Below are 17306 nucleotides of genomic sequence, written 5' to 3'. Positions count from 1 at the left end.
CCGCCGGAATGTTCGATCAGGCCTGGGCCTTCTCGATGAACTTGACGGCGTCGCCGACCGTCAGGATCGAGTCAGCCGCATCGTCCGGGATCTCGACGCCGAATTCTTCTTCGAACGCCATGACCAGTTCGACGGTGTCGAGCGAGTCCGCGCCAAGATCATCGATGAAGCTTGCGCCTTCGCTGACCTTTTCGGCGTCAACACCCAGATGATCAATGACAATTTTCTTTACGCGTTCTGCTACGTCGCTCATGTCGGATTCCTCGACCTTTGTTTTTGATCGGCGCCTGTCACGGCACCGGACACTCAACACGCCCGATGTGCCTCAAGAACACATCCGGCAATCCCTTCAACTGGCAATGCGGCATTGACGATACTGTTGCGTACCGCCTGAACGCGCGAGGCATTTGCCGATCGACTGCTGACAGTCATGGCCCGATTAACACGGTTTAAGTCTGCCGCAAAGTCCGAAAATGCCCGGTGCGCCAGCGGTCAACATGCTATTCGTGCTGCAACGCCGGGCACTTGGCCCTGTATCAGATCATCGCCATGCCGCCGTTCACATGCAGCGTCTGGCCTGTCATGTAGGACGCTTCCGAGGAGGCGAGATAGGCGACGGCGGATGCAACTTCCGCGCCGGTGCCCATGCGCTTCATCGGAATGGCGCCCATGATGGCTTCCTTCTGCTTGTCGTTCAGCTTGCCGGTCATCGCGCTTTCGATGAAGCCGGGCGCGACGCAGTTGACCGTGACGTTGCGGGTGGCGATCTCCTGCGCGAGCGACTTGGTGAAGCCGATCATGCCGGCCTTGGAGGCGCAATAGTTCGCCTGGCCCGGATTGCCGGTGACGCCGACGACGGAGGTGATGTTGATGATGCGGCCGTAGCGGCGGCGCATCATCGGATGGGTGAGCTCGCGCGTCAGGCGGAACACGGCCGTGAGGTTGACTTCCAGAACCGCATCCCAGTCGTCGTCGCTCATGCGCACGAAGAGACCGTCCTTGGTGATGCCGGCATTGTTGACGAGGATGTCGACGCCGCCGAGATCGGCTTCCGCCTTCTCGCCCAGCGCCTTGACTTCGGCGCGGTCGGAGAGGTTTGCCGGGAAGATGTGGACGCGCTCGCCAAGCTCATTGGCAAGCGTTTCGAGCTTTTCGACGCGCGTGCCATGCAGGCCGACGATGGCGCCCTGGGCATGGAGGATGCGGGCGATCTCTTCGCCGATGCCACCGGAAGCGCCGGTAACGAGAGCCTTGCGGCCGGAAAGATCAAACATGGTTCCGTTCCTTTAAGATTAGATCAACCGATGAGGGCTGCGAGCGCGCTGTCGATATCGGCGGGCGTGTTGATGGCGATGCCGGTGACGGACTTGTCGATGCGGCGGGCAAGGCCCGTCAGCACCTTGCCGGAACCGACCTCATAAAGCGTGGTGACATTGTTTGCCGCGAACCATTCGACCGTCTCGCGCCAGCGCACCTGGCCGGTGACCTGCTCGACGAGCAGGCGGGCGATCTCCTGCGGCTCACTGACCGGAGCCGCGCGTACATTGGCAATGACGGGCACGACCGGCGCCTTGACCGAAACGCCTGCCAGCGCCTCGCGCATGGCGTCGGCGGCCGGGCCCATCAGGGCGGAATGGAAAGGGGCGGAGACGGACAGCATCAGCGCACGCTTGGCACCCTTTTCCGTCGCAAGCCGGGCTGCGACCTCGACGGCCGGCTTGGAGCCGGAAATGACGAGCTGGCCACCGCCGTTGTCGTTGGCGATCTGGCAGCTGCCGCCGGTGGAGGCTTCCTTGCAGATGGCTTCGACATCCGCCTGTTCCAGGCCGATGATGGCAGCCATCGCACCTTCGCCGACCGGGACCGCGGACTGCATGGCATTGCCGCGGATGCGCAGAAGGCGTGCCGTATCGGCCAGCGTGAAGGTTCCGGCGGCACAGAGCGCCGAATATTCGCCGAGCGAGTGTCCGGCGACATAGGAGACCTGATCCTTCAGCGACAGGCCGCGCGCCTCGAGCACGCGCATGACGGCGATCGACACGGCCATCAGCGCCGGCTGGGCGTTGGCCGTCAGCGTCAGCGTTTCTTCCGGTCCTTCGAACATGATGGCGGAAAGCTTCTGGCCGAGCGCCTCGTCGACTTCCGCGAAAACGGCGCGCGCCTCCGGGAAGGCTTCCGCGAGATCCTTGCCCATGCCGACGGCCTGGCTGCCCTGGCCGGGGAAGGTGAATGCTACGCTCATAGGGGTCTCTCCCGTCTCATGTTTTCTTTTCCATTCACATTCCGACCCGGCGAGTCAAGGCGTGCGGCAGGCTTCCGGCACCTCAAAGCCGGCATTTCCAAGGCCTTCACACAGGGAAAAGGCGCTTTCCGTCTTGCGATTCACGAGGAGCCGCCTACAGTCGCGCCGTTTCCACAACAGGATTTCTCCTCCCATGAAGTATAATCCGCTTGGCCGGACCGGCATCAGCGTGTCGGAAATCTGCCTTGGCACGATGACCTGGGGCTCGCAGAACAGCGAGAAGGACGCGCACGACCAGCTCGACTATGCGTTCGCCCACGGTGTGAACTTTATCGATACTGCCGAACTCTATCCGACGACACCGCTTTCCGCAGAAACCTACGGCGACACCGAACGGTTCATCGGCACCTGGATGCAGGCGCGCGGCAACCGCGAGAAGGTCATCCTCGCCACCAAGGTCGCCGGCCCCGGCCGCCCCTATATCCGCAGCGGCGCACCGATAAACCGTGCCGGCATCCTTGAAGCCATCGACGGCAGTCTCCAGCGGCTGAAGACCGACTATGTCGACCTCTACCAGCTGCACTGGCCGAACCGCGGGCACTATCACTTCCGCAACGCCTGGAGCTACGACCCGTCGAAGCAGGATCGCGAGGTGGTTGCCGCCGAGCTGGCGGAAGCCCTCGAAACCGTCGGGGAACTCGTCAAGGCCGGCAAGGTGCGGGCCCTCGGCCTTTCCAACGAGACGGCCTGGGGCACGATGCAGTTCCTGCGCCACGCCGAGACCAGGGGCCTGCCGCGCGTCGCCTCGATCCAGAACGAATACAATCTGCTCTACCGGGCCTATGACCTCGACCTTGCCGAAGTCTCGCACCACGAGGATATCGGCCTGCTCGCCTATTCGCCGCTCGCTGCCGGGCTTCTGACGGGCAAGTATCTCGACGGCGCCCGCCCCGAGGGGTCGCGCCTGACGAAGAACGGCGACCTCGGCGGCCGCTACCAGCCGCTTCAGGAGCCGGCCGTGCGCGCCTATGTGGACCTTGCCAAGGAGCACGGGCTGGACGCCGGCCAGATGGCCCTCGCCTTCTGCCTGGCGCGGCCCTTCATGGCCTCCGTCATCATCGGCGCGACGTCGATGGAGCAGCTGAAGACGGATATCGGCGCCGTCGACGTAACTCTCTCGGCCGACGTGACGAATGGCATCCGCCGCATCCACCGGCTCTATCCCGCGCCGATCTGACAAGAAGCGGGCGGCCATTGGCCGCCCGTCTCTTATCTTCCGAAAAGGTTCGCGACTCAGCCGCGCCGGGCCGCCTCGATGGCGGCGACGTCGATCTTCTTCATCGTCATCATCACGTTGAAGGCGCGTTTCGCCTCGTCGCCACCGGCGGCAAGCGCATCCATGAGGACGCGCGGCGTGATCTGCCAAGAGATACCCCATTTGTCCTTGCACCAGCCGCACTCGCTTTCCTGCCCGCCATTGCCGACGATCGCATTCCAGTAACGGTCGGTGTCTTCCTGATCCTCCGTGGATATCTGGAAGGAGAAGGCTTCGTTGTGCTTGAAGGTCGGCCCGCCGTTCAGGCCGATGCACGGAATGCCGGCGACCGTGAAGCCGACGACCAGCACTTCTCCCTGCTTGCCATCGGGGTAATCGCCCGGCGCGCGGGTGACATCGCCCACGGCGCTGTCGGGAAACGTCGCGGCATAAAAGCGGGCGGCCGCTTCGGCATCCTTGTCAAACCACAGGCAGATCGTGTTCTTCGGCATTGGTGCATCCTCCATCCGGTTACGAGGCCATCGATCGCGGCCCATGCAGTGTAGACGTTCGGCGCGGCCGCGACCCGACACCGGGCTTCAAAAAAACCGAGACGACGAAAGAAACCCGCCGTTGCCGACGGGTTTCCTTTCGCCCTGCTCTTTGCGGGGTGACGTTACGGCGTGGTCGTGGTCGCGCCACCACCTTCGGCGGGCTGCTGGCCGCCGCTCGGCTGGCCTTCCAGCGGCTGCGTGCCGGTAGCACCGCCCGTCTGGCCATCCGTTGCCGTGCCGCCGGCCGGCGCCGTGTCCGTCGTGCCGATGGCCGAGGTGTTGGCGTTCGGGTCGACGCCGTCACCCGGCGTTCCGCTGCCGACGAAATAGAAGATGCCCACGGCAACGAGCACTGCGAGAATCACGGCCACTGCCCAGCCGCCCGTGCCACTCCCGCTGCTCTGGTTCACGACGGTCGGTCCGCGGTCATCCACCGGACGCGTCGTGCGATCTTCCGGGGGACGATTGACAAGGTTCGGGTCTTGCATGTCTGTCACTCCATCTGGTTGGATCGGAATGAACAACGCGGCGTCTTCCTTTTGGTTCCCGCCCTGTTGCAAAACGGGTCAGCACGCTTCTGGAGTGCTAGACTTGCTTTCCGCCGGAAAATCCGTATAAGGCGCGCTGTTCAACACACCCGGTCAATCGGCTGGTGGCTGAACGGAGGGCCGGCGACCCCAAAAGACCGCCGTTGGAGCCAAGGGCTCCGGCCTCCCGTGTCTCCGCTCTCGACCGTCTGGATTAACGCTTTTCTTGCTTCGGGCGCCCCGCCCTTGAGAACTGTCGTTGAGGCTTGGCGCCGGTTTCGGGTGTAAACGCAAGAAAGGCAAAGCCACATGGCTCTTTACGAACATGTATTCCTGGCCCGCCAGGACGTGTCCGCCCAGCAGGTCGACGCTCTCGTCGAACAGTACAAGGGTGTGATCGAATCGCTCGGCGGCAAGGTCGGCCGGGTTGAGAACTGGGGCCTCAAGTCCCTCACCTACCGCATCAAGAAGAACCGCAAGGCGCATTACGCGCTGATGGACATCGACGCTCCGGCCGCCGCCATCCACGAGATGGAACGCCAGATGCGCATCAACGAAGACGTTCTTCGTTACATGACCATCGCCGTGGAAGCCCACGAAGAAGGCCCGTCGGCCATGATGCAGAAGCGCGACCGCGACGACCGTCCGCGCCGTGATGGCGACGACCGTGGCCCGCGTCGCGATTTCGGTGACCGTCCGCGCCGCGACTTCGGCGACCGCCCGCCGCGTGGCGACCGTCCGGCCCGCGAAGACCGCGCGTAATCGAAGCAGAAGGAGATTTTGACTATGGCTGATGTTTCTTCCGCTCCGGCACGCCGTCCGTTCCACCGCCGCCGCAAGACCTGCCCCTTCTCGGGCGCAAACGCACCGAAGATCGACTACAAGGACGTCCGTCTCCTGTCGCGCTACATTTCCGAGCGTGGCAAGATCGTTCCGTCCCGCATCACGGCCGTTTCCCAGAAGAAGCAGCGCGAACTCGCCAAGGCGATCAAGCGCGCCCGCTTCCTCGGCCTGCTGCCCTACGTCGTAGCGTAAGCATACTGACTCTGCGGCCTGACTCGACGTCGGGCCGCAAAGCATGACTCCGGAGAAGACGGCCCTGCCGCCTTCCCCTTTCCCTTCCGCGTTGGGCGCGGATCGGAGCCGCCGACCTTGAAAGAGGTCAAATCCCATGTTGGGGAGACGGTCCTGAATCAATCTGTCAGGAAACTCCTCTAACTGTCTGACCGGACAGGACAGCGAAACCGTGAAGACCCTGACGCCAACCTCGATTGCGACCGGCCTGATTGCCGGTGTGACCGCCGCTCTGCTGTCGCTGAGCGCGAACGCGCAGTCGACTCTCGCGATCGTGCTTTACGCCGCGTCCGCCCTTCCCATCCTCATCGCCGGCCTCGGCTGGGGCAATGCCAGCGCGCTGATCGCCGTCGTCGCCGGCGGGGCGACCGCCTCCATGCTGGTCTCCTCGCATTTCGCGCTGCTGATCGTCATCATCACGCTGATCCCGGCCGGCTGGCTCTCCAATCTCGCGAATCTAGCCCGCCCCGCCTCCGAACTCGGCGGCCCGGACAATGCACTCGCCTGGTATCCGCTGTCCAACATCCTCGCACATCTCGCCGTCATGGTGACGCTCGGCATGGTCGCCGTCGGCGCGATCGTCGGCTACGACAGCGCCATGGCGAGCCAGCTCGTCGATATCGTCATCGCGACGCTGAAAGCGCAGGAACCGCTCTACAATCCCGATGCGACCGCCGTCGCGCAGCTCAAGGCCGTTTTCGCGCTGGCGCTGCCGCTGGTGCAGGGCGCTCTCTGGGTGTTCCTGCTGTTCGCCGCATACTACGTTGCGACCTTCATCGTGCGCCTGTCCGGCCGCGGCCTTCGCCCGCGCGAGGATATGCCCTCGACGCTGCGCATGCACCGCAACGCGATCTTCTTCTTCCTCGCCGGTCTCGTTCTCGCCTTCATGGGCGGCGTGCCGGCGATCATCGGCGCGCTCGTCTGCGGCACCTTCGGGGCCGGTTTCGTGCTTGCCGGCTTTGCGAGCCTGCATTTCAGGACGCGCGGCAAGCCGTGGCGGCTGTTCGCCCTGTGGTTCGCCTATATCTCGGTACTGCTCTTCACCATACCGATCTTCGCCATCCTCATTCTGGGCCTGATGGACACGCGGCGCACCATCGCGCTGACGCCAGCCGGCCCGGCAGAGAAGAAAAACCAGAACACCTGACATTCAGAAAGGAACTCTAAAATGGACGTCATTCTCCTCGAACGCATCGCCAAGCTCGGCCAGATGGGCGAAACCGTAAAGGTTCGCGACGGCTTTGCCCGTAACTACCTGCTGCCGCTCGGCAAGGCGCTGCGCGCCAACGAAGCCAACAAGAAGCGCTTCGAATCCGAGCGTGCGACGCTCGAAGCCCGCAACCTCGAGCGCAAGTCGGAAGCCCAGGCCGTCGCCGAGAAGCTCGACGGCAAGTCCTTCATCATCGTCCGCTCCGCCGGCGAAACCGGCCAGCTCTACGGCTCGGTCGCTGCCCGCGACGTCATCGAGGCGCTGGCTGCCGAAGGCTTCAACATCGGCCGCAACCAGGTCGAGCTCAACACCCCGATCAAGGCGATCGGCCTGCACAAGGTCGTCCTGCACCTGCACGCCGAAGTCGAGATCTCGGTCGAAGTCAACGTTGCCCGCTCCGTCGAAGAAGCCGAACGTCAGTCGAAGGGCGAAAGCCTGACCTCTGCCGACGCCATCTACGGCGTTGACGAAGACGCCCTGACGGCAGCCGACTTCTTCGATCCGGAAGCCGACGGCGTAGACGAAGACGAAGCCTGAGAACAACAGTGAGCCGGCTTTGCCGGCTCATCTGCTTTTTGGGGCCGGCTTTGCCGGCCCTTTGCTTTTGCGGCAGCCGAAAGGCACGGCTTGAAATCCGGATTTTCGCATCAATATTTATATGTCGTTAGACTGGATTGGCGGTCGGGCCGCTTTTTTTAGGCCGGTTTGCGACCAGACCCGTTCCGCCAGATTTTTTAAGCGCGACGGAGTTTAGCGAATGAAATTCATTGTACAGGCTCTCGTTTCCCGCCTCGTCGAGACCGGAAATCTGACGATCACCTACCCGGACGGCACCCGCCAGAGCTTCGGCGACGGCACCGGAAATCCCGTCCACATGCGTCTCAACACGAAGAAGGCGGTCTGGGGCCTCGCCCTCGACCCTGCCTACTATCTCGGGCATCACTATGGCACGGGGGATATCGAGATCGTGGAGGGCGATATCTACGACCTCCTGACGACCATCTTTACCGGCAATCCCGATTTCAAATATTACGACAGTCGCTGGAACCACCTGCTCGAACGGGCGCGCTACCTCTTCCGCTGGATACGGGAGAAGAACAGCATCGTACGCTCGCGCAAGAACGTGCAGCACCACTATGACCTGACGGGTGCGCTCTACGATCTCTTCCTCGACCAGGACCGGCAATATTCCTGCGCCTATTTCGAACGGCCGGACCAGACGCTCGACGACGCGCAGCTTGCCAAGAAGCGCCACATCGCGGCGAAACTCAACATCATCCGGCCGGGGCAGAGCGTGCTCGACATCGGCAGCGGCTGGGGCGGCATGGCGCTCTACCTTGCCCGGCAGCTCGGCGCCAAGGTCACGGGCGTGACGCTCTCCGACGAGCAGCACGCCCTTTCCATGACGCGGGCGAGCGAAGCCGGACTCTCGGAAGAGGTCAAGTTCCTGCTGCAGGACTATCGCAACACGGACGGCCCGTTCGACCGCATCGTCTCGGTCGGCATGTTCGAACATGTCGGCCGCCCGAACTACCTGACCTTCTTCCGCAAGAGCGCGTCGCTCCTGAAGCAGGACGGGGTGATGCTGCTGCACACGATCGGCCGTACGGACCGTCCCTCCGCCAACAACCCGTTCATCGAGAAGTACATCTTCCCGGGCGGCTATATCCCTGCCCTTTCGGAGGTCATGCAGGCGGTGGAGAAGAGCGGGCTTGCCGTGACGGATGTGGAAATCCTGCGCCTGCACTATGCCGAAACGTTGCGCCACTGGCGGGAACGCTTCATGGCCCGGCGCGACGAGGCCAAGGCGCTCTACGACGAGAAATTCTGCCGGATCTGGGAGTTCTACCTCGCGGCTTCCGAGAGTGCCTTCCGCTGGCAGAACCTCGTCGTCTTCCAGCTTCAGCTGGCGCATGACCAGAAGGCCGCGCCGCTGACGCGCGAATATATCGGCCGCGGCGAGGATTGTCTCAAGGCGCACGAGGGCAATCCCAAGGGCGAACGCCGCGGTGCGCGGCAGTTTCCGCAGGAAGCCTCGCTCTGAGATTCGAAAGCGGTGTCAACCGAAAGCCAGCAGGCCCGGCGCAATCCGGGCTTGCTGTGTCCCGCACGCCTGTGGAAAAGTCTAACAACGGGCTTAATGGTCGGGCCGAGTCGGAAGCGCTTGACCCCCGGCGGCAAAGAAACCAAACCAGCGGCCTTCGCAAACAGGGATGGGGAGATTCGGGACGATGAACGACGCCGTGCGCAAACTCAGCCAGGCGGGCCGCGACAATGCGGAGCTGCATCATCGCGAGGCACCGAACAACGTCGAGGCCGAACAGGCGCTGCTCGGCGCGATCCTGGTCAACAACGATGCCTATTACCGCGTCTCGGATTTCCTGAAGCCCATGCACTTCAACGAGCCGCTGCACCGCAAGATCTACGAGCTTGCCGGCGACACGATCCGCATGGGCAAAATCGCGACGACGATCACGCTGAAGACCCACCTGCCGGCCGACGGCAAGGTCGGCGACCTGACGATCCCGCAGTACCTCGCGCGTCTTGCCGCCGAAGCCGTGACGATCATCAACGCGGAAGATTACGGCCGCGCCATCTATGACCTTGCGCTGCGCCGCTCGCTGATCACCATCGGCGAGGACATGGTCAACATCGCCTATGACGCTCCGCTCGACATGCCGCCGCAGAACCAGATCGAGGATGCCGAACGGCGCCTGTTCGAACTGGCCGAAACCGGCCGCTACGATGGCGGCTTCCAGTCGTTCAACGATGCCGTTGCGCTGGCGATCGACATGGCCGGCGCCGCCTTCGAGCGCGACGGCTCGCTATCGGGCATTTCCACCGGCATCCACTCGCTCGATGGCCGCATGGGCGGCCTGCAGCGCTCGGACTTGATCGTGCTCGCCGGACGCCCCGGCATGGGCAAGACCTCGCTTGCCACCAACATCGCCTACAACATCGCCGCCTCCTACGAGCCGGAAGTGCAGGCGGACGGTTCCTTCAAGGCGAAAAATGGCGGCGTCGTCGGCTTCTATTCGCTCGAAATGTCGTCCGAACAGCTCGCAACGCGTATCATTTCCGAGCAGACGGAAGTTTCCTCGTCAAAAATCCGTCGCGGTGACATTTCCGAGGCCGATTTCGAAAAGCTGGTCGCCTGCAGCCAGATGATGCAGAAGGTGCCGCTCTATATCGACCAGACCGGTGGTATCTCGATCGCCCAGCTTTCCGCCCGCGCCCGCCGCCTCAAGCGCCAGCGCGGCCTCGATTGCCTCGTGGTGGACTATATCCAGCTGATGACCGGCTCGGGAAAATCCAGCGACAACCGCGTGCAGGAAATCACCCAGATCACCACCGGCCTCAAGGCGCTCGGCAAGGAGCTGAACGTGCCGATCATCGCGCTCTCCCAGCTCTCCCGTCAGGTGGAAAGCCGCGAGGACAAGCGCCCGCAGCTTTCCGACCTTCGCGAATCGGGCTCGATCGAACAGGACGCCGACGTGGTGCTCTTCGTGTTCCGCGAGGAATACTACGTGAAGAACCTCGAGCCGCGCGACGAGTTCGACCCGAAATACGAAGAGTGGAAGATGAAGTTCGAGGCCGTGAAGGGCACCGCCGACGTCATCATCGCCAAGCAGCGCCACGGACCGACCGGCACGGTGAAACTGGCCTTCCAGTCGGAATACACCCGCTTCACCGACCTCGCCGATCCGTCGTTCACCCAGTACGAGCATTGACGGGAGCCGGGGTTCGCCCCTCACCCTAGACCTCTCCCCGCAAGCGAGGAGAGGGAACTTGCCTCACGAACCATCATTGGTTGGGGAAACCGGTGCCGCACATCCCCTTCGCCCCGCTTGCGGGGAGAAGGGGGCCGCCAGGCCAGATGAGGGGCAATCCTCCTCTTGCCCGCTCACCGCTTGCCGAAAGCCGGGGCCTTGCAGAAATCGCCCACGATGGCGAGCGCCCGCCGGCCGCGCGCCTTTTGCTCCTCGTCCATCATCGACAGGTCCAGCCTGTCCGAGCAGGTGCCGTCAGAGGCCCCACTCTCCCCTGAAAGCGCCATGCGGCTCGAACAATAGAGCCCCTCGCCCGTCAGAACGATCTGCTCCACGTCGGGAGAGGCGAGCGGAATGGGTTTTGCCTCCGCGATCATGTCATCGGCAGAGGCATAGGCCGTGACCGCCGTCACGCGGCTGAGATCGACCAGGCCGAGCGTCAGCGTCGCCCACTTTTCCGGGAACTGCAGGGCTGCGGTCGTGCGGGCACGACAGGGCGCTCCGGAGACTTCCAGCCGGGTCACCAGCCGGGGCGCCTCGGGATTGTCGACGATGGAATAGTAGATGTCCGCGCCCGCCTCGCGCACCGGCACCGCACCGTCCTGGGCAAGGCCGAGCAGCACCGCATGCGCCTCGCGCATCGCGGCATCCGTCGGCACGCTCTCCGCAACCGCCGCCTCGCCCGAAAGAGCGAGGGCCATCGCCCCAACGGCCGTTCTCATTCCTGCCCGCATCGTCTCTCCCTTTCGGCGCGGCACCATAGAGGCCGCGTTTCGTACCGGCAATGCAGCCGGCGGCCGTATTGCCGCCATGGTCCACAGGCTGTATCTCACTGAAATGAGCACGCACCACACGCCCACCCGCTCCACCCTGCCCGTCGCCGGCGAGGACCATGCTCGCCTGACGATCGATCTTTCTGCGCTTGCCGACAACTGGCGCGCCATGGCGCGGCGCTCCGGCGCAGCGCGTACCGCCGCGGTGCTGAAGGCCGACGCCTACGGCATCGGCCTCGAACCGGCGGCAAGGACCTTTCACCTGGCAGGTGCGCGCGATTTCTTCGTCGCCACCCCGGCGGAAGGCGCTGCGTTGCGCGCGACGCTGCCGGATGCCCGCATCTACGTTCTGTCCGGCATGTGGGCCGGCTCCGAGCGGCTGTTCTTCGAGTTCGACCTTGTGCCGGTCATTGCCTCGGAGGAACAGCTCGCCGTCTTCATGGCCGCGGTCTCCGACGGAAGCGACCACCCCTGCGTGCTGCATGTCGACACGGGTATGAGCCGGCTCGGCCTGCGCGTCGAAGATGCCCTGGCGCTTGCCGGCGACGTGGCGCGGCCGGCGAGCTTCTCGCCGATCATGCTGCTCAGCCATCTCGCCTGCGCGGATGATCCGAACCACCCGCTCAACCGCCAGCAGCTCCAGCGGTTCCGCACCGCCGTCGATGCCTTCGACGGCATCGATGCGACGCTGGCCAATTCGGCCGGCATCTTCCTCGGCGAAGAATATCACTTCACCCTCACCCGCCCGGGCATCTCGCTCTATGGCGGCGCGGCCGTCAACGACGCGCCGAACCCGATGAAGCCCGTCGTCACCGCCGAAGCCCGCATCCTCCAGGTGCGCGAGGCGAAAACCGGCGAAAGCGTCAGCTACGGCGCCACCACCGTCTTCACCCGCGACACGCGCATCGCCGTCGCCGCGGTCGGCTATGCGGATGGCTACATGCGCGCCCTTTCCGGCTCAGGCGTGCCGCTGCGCAAGACGAACGTCCCGGGTGCCGGCGGCGTGCTGCACGGCCGCGCGGTACCGCTGATCGGCCGCGTCACCATGGATCTCACCCATTTCGACGTGACGGACCTGCCGGAGGGAAGCGTCCGGCCCGGCGACTTCATCGAGCTCTTCGGCCGCAATATGCCCATCGAGGATGTGGCCCGCGCCGGCGGCACGATCGACTACGAGCTCCTGACCAGCCTCGGAAGGCGTTACGAACGACGCTACGAAGCGGCGAAAAAATAGGACACGTTCCCCTTTTGTGCTAGGGACTTCCGGAACGATTCCGGAAAGCGAGATTTTATGGCGAAAGCCCGCACCCAATTCGTCTGCCAGAACTGCGGCACCGCCCATTCCCGCTGGGTCGGGAAATGCGAGGGCTGCGGCGAGTGGAACACCGTCGTCGAGGAAGATCCGATGGGCGGCATCGGCTCCGGCCCCGGCAAGGTACCGAAGAAGGGCCGCCCCGTCGCGCTGACCGCTCTCTCCGGCGAGATCGAGGAAGCCCCGCGCATCCACACCGGCATCGGCGAGCTCGACCGTGCCACAGGTGGCGGCTTCGTGCGGGGCTCGGCCGTGCTGATCGGCGGCGATCCCGGCATCGGCAAATCCACCCTTCTTATGCAGGCCGCCGCCGCCCTCTCCCGCCGCGGCCACCGCATCATCTATGTCTCGGGCGAAGAGGCCGTGGCGCAGGTGCGCCTGCGCGCCCAGCGCCTGCAGGCCGCCGAGACCGACGTGCTGCTCGCCGCCGAGACCAATGTCGAGGACATCCTCGCCACCGTCGGTGAAGGCAAGCGGCCCGATCTCGTGATCATCGATTCGATCCAGACCCTGTGGAGCGACACCGCCGAGGCCGCGCCCGGGACGGTGACGCAGGTGCGCACCGGCGTGCAGGCGATGATCCGCTTCGCCAAGCAGACAGGCGCCGCCATGGTACTCGTCGGCCATGTCACCAAGGAAGGCCAGATCGCCGGCCCGCGTGTCGTCGAGCACATGGTCGACGCCGTGCTCTATTTCGAAGGCGACCGCGGCCACCACTACCGCATCCTGCGCACCGTCAAGAACCGTTTCGGCCCGACTGACGAGATCGGTGTCTTCGAGATGTCCGACAAGGGCCTTCGCGAAGTCTCAAACCCGTCCGAACTCTTCCTCGGCGAGCGCAATGCGAAATCGCCGGGCGCGGCGGTCTTTGCCGGCATGGAGGGCACGCGGCCGGTGCTGGTCGAGGTGCAGGCCCTCGTCGCCCCCACCTCGCTCGGCACGCCGCGCCGTGCGGTCGTCGGCTGGGATTCGGCGCGGCTTTCGATGATCCTCGCCGTGCTGGAGGCCCATTGCGGCGTGCGCCTCGGTCAACACGACGTCTACCTCAATGTGGCGGGCGGCTACCGTATATCGGAACCGGCTGCAGACCTTGCGGTCGCCTCGGCGCTCGTTTCGTCGCTTGCCGGTCTTGCCCTTCCTGCCGATTGCGTCTATTTCGGCGAAGTCAGCCTGTCGGGCGCAATCCGCCCGGTGGCGCACACCGCCCAGCGCCTCAAGGAGGCGGAAAAGCTGGGTTTTTCGCAGGCCGTCCTGCCCGCCGGTTCCGCCGATCTGCCCAAGGGCAATGGCGGCCGCTGGAGCGAGATCGACAGCCTGCCGGATTTGGTGGCGCGCATTGCCGGTTCGAAGAGCGCCCTGAAGCGGGAAGACGAGGACGTTTGACGCCCTCCGGCAGACGGCAATGGCCTGTGGGAAACATCGGTCGCCGGCGTGCCGAACTGAGACGGCGAAGACGCCTTCCGCTAAGGTGCCCCCGCTTGAACGAGGCGGGGCCCGGCGACATTTCGGGTTTGGAGTAGGACGAACATGCCCATCACAATTCTCGACGGTATCGTCATCGGCGTCGCGCTGTTTTCCGCCGTACTGGCGATGGTGCGCGGTTTTTCGCGTGAGGTGCTCTCCGTCGCCAGCTGGGTGGGTGCCGCGGCAGCCGCCTACTTCCTCTATCCGGTCCTCGTGCCCTATGCGAAGGACTACACGACGAGCGATACGGTCGCCATGGTCGGCTCGGCCGCCGCCGTCTTCCTCGTCGCGCTCATCGTGATCTCCTTCATCACCATGCGCATGGCCGATTTCATCATCGACAGCCGCATCGGCGCGCTGGACCGTACGCTTGGCTTCCTGTTCGGTGCAGCGCGCGGCATCCTGCTCGTCGTCGTCGCCATGCTGTTCTTCAACTGGCTGGTCGCGCCGCAGCAGCAGCCGTCCTGGGTCACCACGGCAAAGTCCAAGCCGCTGCTCGACAATCTCGGCTCGCGCCTCGTGGCGCTCCTGCCGGAAGATGCCGACGCGACGATCCTCGACCGCCTGCGCGGCAAATCCGCCGAAGGCGCGCCCACCGAAGGCGGCACGGAGGATCCGGATGGCGCCTCCGGCGGCACGAACCAGGCGCCCGCCGAAGAGACGCCCGCCACAAACGGATAAATCGATCAGGGGAGCTGATACTCGCGAGAAATGGCGAAGGCAGGCTCCCCGATTTTTTGGTAGAATAGACCATCAGCCACTGACGCTTCCGGGCCTCGGTGGCAAATGCTTTCGGCAATACCCATATGGGCCTTGCCGAATGACCCAGAACCCCGTGCAACCTCTTACGGTCCCGAGCAAAGGCTTGCAGCAATGAGCGACTTCCAGTTCCCCGGCCGCCACGACGACGATCTCGATGGCGACACGCTTCACGAAGAGTGCGGCGTCTTCGGCATTCTCGGTCATCCGGAAGCCGCAACGCTGACGGCGCTCGGCCTGCACGCGCTCCAGCACCGCGGCCAGGAAGCCGCCGGTATCGTCTCCTTCGACGGCAAGCAGTTCCATACGGAAAAGCATATGGGCCTCGTCGGTGACCACTATACGAACCCGGTAACGCTCGCCAAGCTGCCCGGCAACATGGCGATCGGCCACACGCGCTACTCCACGACGGGAGAAGTGGCGCTGCGCAATGTGCAGCCGCTCTTTGCGGAACTGGAAGTCGGCGGCATCGCCGTCGCCCATAACGGCAACTTCACCAACGGCCTGACGCTGCGCCGGCAGATCATCGCGGGCGGCGCCATCTGTCAGTCGACATCGGACACGGAAGTGGTGCTCCACCTCATCGCCCGCTCGCGCTACACCTCCACGACCGACCGCTTCATCGATGCGATCCGCCAGATGGAAGGCGGCTACTCGATGCTCGGCATCACCCGCACCAAGCTGATCGCCGCGCGCGACCCCACGGGCATCCGTCCGCTCGTCATGGGCGAGCTCGACGGCAAGCCGATCTTCTGCTCGGAAACCTGCGCGCTCGACATCATCGGCGCGAAGTACATCCGCGACGTCGAGAACGGCGAGATCATCGTCTGCGAAATCCAGCCGGACGGCTCGATCACCATCGAGGCGAAGAAATCGGGCAATCCGCAGCCGGAACGCCTCTGCCTCTTCGAATACGTCTATTTCGCCCGCCCCGATTCCGTCGTCGGTGGCCGTTCGGTCTATGTCGCACGCAAGAACATGGGCATGAACCTTGCCAAGGAACACCCGGTCGAGGGCGACGTCGTCGTTCCCGTCCCGGATGGCGGCACGCCCGCGGCACTCGGCTACGCGCAGGAAAGCGGCATCCCGTTCGAATACGGCATCATCCGCAACCACTATGTCGGCCGCACCTTCATCGAGCCGACACAGCAGATCCGTGCCTTCGGCGTGAAGCTGAAGCATTCCGCCAACCGCGCGATGATCGCCGGCAAGCGCGTTATCCTCGTCGACGATTCGATCGTGCGCGGCACGACGTCGCTGAAGATCGTGCAGATGATCCGCGATGCAGGCGCCAAGGAAGTGCATATCCGCGTCGCCAGCCCGATGATCTTCTACCCCGACTTCTACGGCATCGACACGCCCGACCGGGACAAGCTGCTCGCCAACCAGTACAACGACGTCAAGGCGATGGCGAAGTATATCGGGGCGGATTCGCTGGAGTTCCTCTCCATCGACGGGCTCTACCGCGCCGTCGGCGGCGAGGACCGCAACCCGGCCCGCCCGCAGTTCACCGACCATTACTTCACCGGCGACTATCCGACGCGCCTCCTTGACAAGGAAGGCGAGACGATGGGACGGAAGGTCTCGGTAATGGCAAGCAACGGATAATCGAAGATAGTATGAGCATCGACCTGAAAGGCCGCCTCGCGCTGGTCACCGGCGCGTCGCGCGGTATCGGCTATTTCACCGCCCTCGAACTCGCAAAGGCCGGCGCGCATGTCATCGCCTGCGCCCGAACGATCGGTGGCCTCGAAGAACTGGACGATGCCATCAAGGCCGCCGGCGGCGCGGCAACGCTGGTGCCCTTCGACCTCGCCGACATGCCGGCGATCGACAAGCTCGGCGGCTCGATCTTCGAGCGCTGGGGCAAGCTGGACATTCTCGTCGCGAACGCCGGCGTGCTCGGCACGATCTCGCCGATCGGCCATATCGAAGCGAAGGTGTTCGACAAGGTGATGGCGATCAACGTCACCGCCACCTGGCGGCTGATCCGCTCGCTTGAGCCGCTGCTCCTGAAATCGGATGCCGGCCGCGCCGTCATCCTCTCGTCCAGCGCCGCACACAAATGCAAGCCCTTCTGGGGCCCCTACTCGGCCTCCAAGGCCGCTGTGGAGGCGCTGGCGCGCACCTGGGCCGGCGAGACGCAGCGCACCGCCCTGCGCATCACCTCGCTCGACCCCGGCGCCACCCGCACCGCCATGCGCGCACAGGCCATCCCCGGCGAGGACCCTTCGACCCTGCAGCATCCCTCGGAGGTCGCCAAGGTCATCCTGTCGCTGGTGGCGCCGGATTTTGCGGAGACGGGCAAGCTCTTCGACATGCGCCAGGGGCGGCTGCTGGATTATCGCCTGCCGGAGTGATCCCAG

At 64.4% G+C, this 17306-nt stretch carries 18 protein-coding genes; 12 read left to right on the top strand and 6 right to left on the bottom strand.

Translation table 11 applies throughout. The features are described from left to right. Nucleotides 1-16: 16 nt before the first annotated feature. The 3 genes from K0P03_RS05710 to fabD form a co-directional block, all read right to left on the bottom strand. Nucleotides 17-253: an acyl carrier protein gene (locus K0P03_RS05710; RefSeq protein WP_018327362.1), complete on the bottom strand. Its 237-nt coding sequence runs from the start codon at nucleotides 251-253 to the stop codon at nucleotides 17-19. 283 nt (nucleotides 254-536) lie between these two features. After that, nucleotides 537-1274, bottom strand: a complete 738-nt coding sequence (gene fabG, locus K0P03_RS05705) for a 3-oxoacyl-[acyl-carrier-protein] reductase (protein ID WP_023513139.1) — start codon at nucleotides 1272-1274, stop codon at nucleotides 537-539. 23 nt (nucleotides 1275-1297) lie between these two features. After that, nucleotides 1298-2242: an ACP S-malonyltransferase gene (gene fabD / locus K0P03_RS05700; protein ID WP_050742894.1), complete on the bottom strand. Its 945-nt coding sequence runs from the start codon at nucleotides 2240-2242 to the stop codon at nucleotides 1298-1300. 193 nt (nucleotides 2243-2435) lie between these two features. On the opposite strand from fabD, the gene K0P03_RS05695 reads away from it, so the two are divergent. Then, nucleotides 2436-3479, top strand: coding sequence for an aldo/keto reductase (locus K0P03_RS05695; RefSeq protein WP_272789107.1), 1044 nt, complete (start codon nucleotides 2436-2438; stop codon nucleotides 3477-3479). A gap of 56 nt (nucleotides 3480-3535) precedes the next feature. Here the strand turns inward: K0P03_RS05695 and K0P03_RS05690 are convergent, their stop codons facing one another. Both K0P03_RS05690 and K0P03_RS05685 read right to left on the bottom strand, forming a co-directional pair. Continuing rightward, nucleotides 3536-4009: a VOC family protein gene (locus K0P03_RS05690; protein WP_272789106.1), complete on the bottom strand. Its 474-nt coding sequence runs from the start codon at nucleotides 4007-4009 to the stop codon at nucleotides 3536-3538. Nucleotides 4010-4173: 164 nt separating this feature from the next. After that, nucleotides 4174-4539 carry a hypothetical protein gene (locus tag K0P03_RS05685; protein ID WP_023515803.1) on the bottom strand — a complete coding sequence of 122 codons (366 nt, stop codon included), beginning with the start codon at nucleotides 4537-4539 and terminating at the stop codon, nucleotides 4174-4176. A gap of 348 nt (nucleotides 4540-4887) precedes the next feature. Between K0P03_RS05685 and rpsF the strand changes: the two genes are divergently transcribed. From rpsF to K0P03_RS05655, 6 genes are all read left to right on the top strand, one after another. Beyond that, a complete protein-coding gene (gene rpsF, locus K0P03_RS05680) occupies nucleotides 4888-5340 on the top strand; it encodes a 30S ribosomal protein S6 (RefSeq protein WP_023515802.1) in 453 nt (150 codons plus the stop codon). Between the two features lie 24 nt (nucleotides 5341-5364). Then, entirely contained in the window at nucleotides 5365-5613 is a 249-nt protein-coding gene (rpsR, locus tag K0P03_RS05675) for a 30S ribosomal protein S18 (protein ID WP_023515801.1), read from the top strand. A 211-nt stretch (nucleotides 5614-5824) separates the two neighbouring features. After that, a complete protein-coding gene (locus K0P03_RS05670; RefSeq protein ID WP_023515800.1) occupies nucleotides 5825-6799 on the top strand; it encodes a DUF2232 domain-containing protein in 975 nt (324 codons plus the stop codon). Nucleotides 6800-6820: 21 nt separating this feature from the next. Further along, nucleotides 6821-7399, top strand: coding sequence for a 50S ribosomal protein L9 (gene rplI, locus K0P03_RS05665; RefSeq protein ID WP_023515799.1), 579 nt, complete (start codon nucleotides 6821-6823; stop codon nucleotides 7397-7399). 220 nt (nucleotides 7400-7619) lie between these two features. Further along, nucleotides 7620-8906, top strand: coding sequence for an SAM-dependent methyltransferase (locus K0P03_RS05660; RefSeq protein ID WP_272789105.1), 1287 nt, complete (start codon nucleotides 7620-7622; stop codon nucleotides 8904-8906). A 187-nt stretch (nucleotides 8907-9093) separates the two neighbouring features. After that, nucleotides 9094-10593: a replicative DNA helicase gene (locus tag K0P03_RS05655; RefSeq protein WP_023515061.1), complete on the top strand. Its 1500-nt coding sequence runs from the start codon at nucleotides 9094-9096 to the stop codon at nucleotides 10591-10593. Between the two features lie 173 nt (nucleotides 10594-10766). Here K0P03_RS05655 and K0P03_RS05650 read toward each other — a convergent pair whose 3' ends face one another. Beyond that, nucleotides 10767-11354 carry a hypothetical protein gene (locus K0P03_RS05650; protein ID WP_272789104.1) on the bottom strand — a complete coding sequence of 196 codons (588 nt, stop codon included), beginning with the start codon at nucleotides 11352-11354 and terminating at the stop codon, nucleotides 10767-10769. 115 nt (nucleotides 11355-11469) lie between these two features. On the opposite strand from K0P03_RS05650, the gene alr reads away from it, so the two are divergent. The 5 genes from alr (at nucleotide 11470) to K0P03_RS05625 (ending at nucleotide 17300) form a co-directional block, all read left to right on the top strand. After that, nucleotides 11470-12639: an alanine racemase gene (gene alr / locus K0P03_RS05645; protein ID WP_272789103.1), complete on the top strand. Its 1170-nt coding sequence runs from the start codon at nucleotides 11470-11472 to the stop codon at nucleotides 12637-12639. A 57-nt stretch (nucleotides 12640-12696) separates the two neighbouring features. Continuing rightward, nucleotides 12697-14100 (top strand): DNA repair protein RadA, encoded by a 1404-nt coding sequence (gene radA / locus K0P03_RS05640; protein WP_023516733.1) that lies wholly within the window; start codon nucleotides 12697-12699, stop codon nucleotides 14098-14100. A 144-nt stretch (nucleotides 14101-14244) separates the two neighbouring features. Then, the gene (locus K0P03_RS05635) at nucleotides 14245-14862 is read left to right on the top strand and encodes a CvpA family protein (RefSeq protein ID WP_023516732.1); all 618 of its coding nucleotides are present in this window, start codon (nucleotides 14245-14247) and stop codon (nucleotides 14860-14862) included. 192 nt (nucleotides 14863-15054) lie between these two features. Beyond that, a complete protein-coding gene (purF, locus tag K0P03_RS05630) occupies nucleotides 15055-16548 on the top strand; it encodes an amidophosphoribosyltransferase (RefSeq protein WP_050742889.1) in 1494 nt (497 codons plus the stop codon). A gap of 11 nt (nucleotides 16549-16559) precedes the next feature. Then, complete coding sequence (locus K0P03_RS05625; protein WP_050742888.1) at nucleotides 16560-17300, top strand: SDR family NAD(P)-dependent oxidoreductase; 741 nt, start codon at nucleotides 16560-16562, stop codon at nucleotides 17298-17300. Nucleotides 17301-17306: the final 6 nt, after the last annotated feature.

It is taken from the genome of Shinella sp. HY16 (assembly GCF_028534175.1).
Classification (GTDB): Bacteria; Pseudomonadota; Alphaproteobacteria; order Rhizobiales; family Rhizobiaceae; genus Shinella.
Note: the sequence above shows the minus strand (reverse complement) of the source record. Positions and strands in the feature narration are given on the sequence as shown.

Coding starts and splice junctions, on each gene's coding strand:
- alr (WP_272789103.1), top strand. CDS start 11,470: ATGAGCACGCACCACACGCCCACCCGCTCCACCCTGCCCGTCGCCGGC.
- K0P03_RS05660 (WP_272789105.1), top strand. CDS start 7,620: ATGAAATTCATTGTACAGGCTCTCGTTTCCCGCCTCGTCGAGACCGGA.
- K0P03_RS05690 (WP_272789106.1), bottom strand. CDS start 4,009: ATGCCGAAGAACACGATCTGCCTGTGGTTTGACAAGGATGCCGAAGCG.
- rpsR (WP_023515801.1), top strand. CDS start 5,365: ATGGCTGATGTTTCTTCCGCTCCGGCACGCCGTCCGTTCCACCGCCGC.
- fabD (WP_050742894.1), bottom strand. CDS start 2,242: ATGAGCGTAGCATTCACCTTCCCCGGCCAGGGCAGCCAGGCCGTCGGC.
- rplI (WP_023515799.1), top strand. CDS start 6,821: ATGGACGTCATTCTCCTCGAACGCATCGCCAAGCTCGGCCAGATGGGC.
- K0P03_RS05695 (WP_272789107.1), top strand. CDS start 2,436: ATGAAGTATAATCCGCTTGGCCGGACCGGCATCAGCGTGTCGGAAATC.
- purF (WP_050742889.1), top strand. CDS start 15,055: ATGAGCGACTTCCAGTTCCCCGGCCGCCACGACGACGATCTCGATGGC.
- K0P03_RS05635 (WP_023516732.1), top strand. CDS start 14,245: ATGCCCATCACAATTCTCGACGGTATCGTCATCGGCGTCGCGCTGTTT.
- K0P03_RS05685 (WP_023515803.1), bottom strand. CDS start 4,539: ATGCAAGACCCGAACCTTGTCAATCGTCCCCCGGAAGATCGCACGACG.
- K0P03_RS05625 (WP_050742888.1), top strand. CDS start 16,560: ATGAGCATCGACCTGAAAGGCCGCCTCGCGCTGGTCACCGGCGCGTCG.
- radA (WP_023516733.1), top strand. CDS start 12,697: ATGGCGAAAGCCCGCACCCAATTCGTCTGCCAGAACTGCGGCACCGCC.
- rpsF (WP_023515802.1), top strand. CDS start 4,888: ATGGCTCTTTACGAACATGTATTCCTGGCCCGCCAGGACGTGTCCGCC.
- K0P03_RS05710 (WP_018327362.1), bottom strand. CDS start 253: ATGAGCGACGTAGCAGAACGCGTAAAGAAAATTGTCATTGATCATCTG.
- K0P03_RS05650 (WP_272789104.1), bottom strand. CDS start 11,354: ATGAGAACGGCCGTTGGGGCGATGGCCCTCGCTCTTTCGGGCGAGGCG.
- K0P03_RS05655 (WP_023515061.1), top strand. CDS start 9,094: ATGAACGACGCCGTGCGCAAACTCAGCCAGGCGGGCCGCGACAATGCG.
- fabG (WP_023513139.1), bottom strand. CDS start 1,274: ATGTTTGATCTTTCCGGCCGCAAGGCTCTCGTTACCGGCGCTTCCGGT.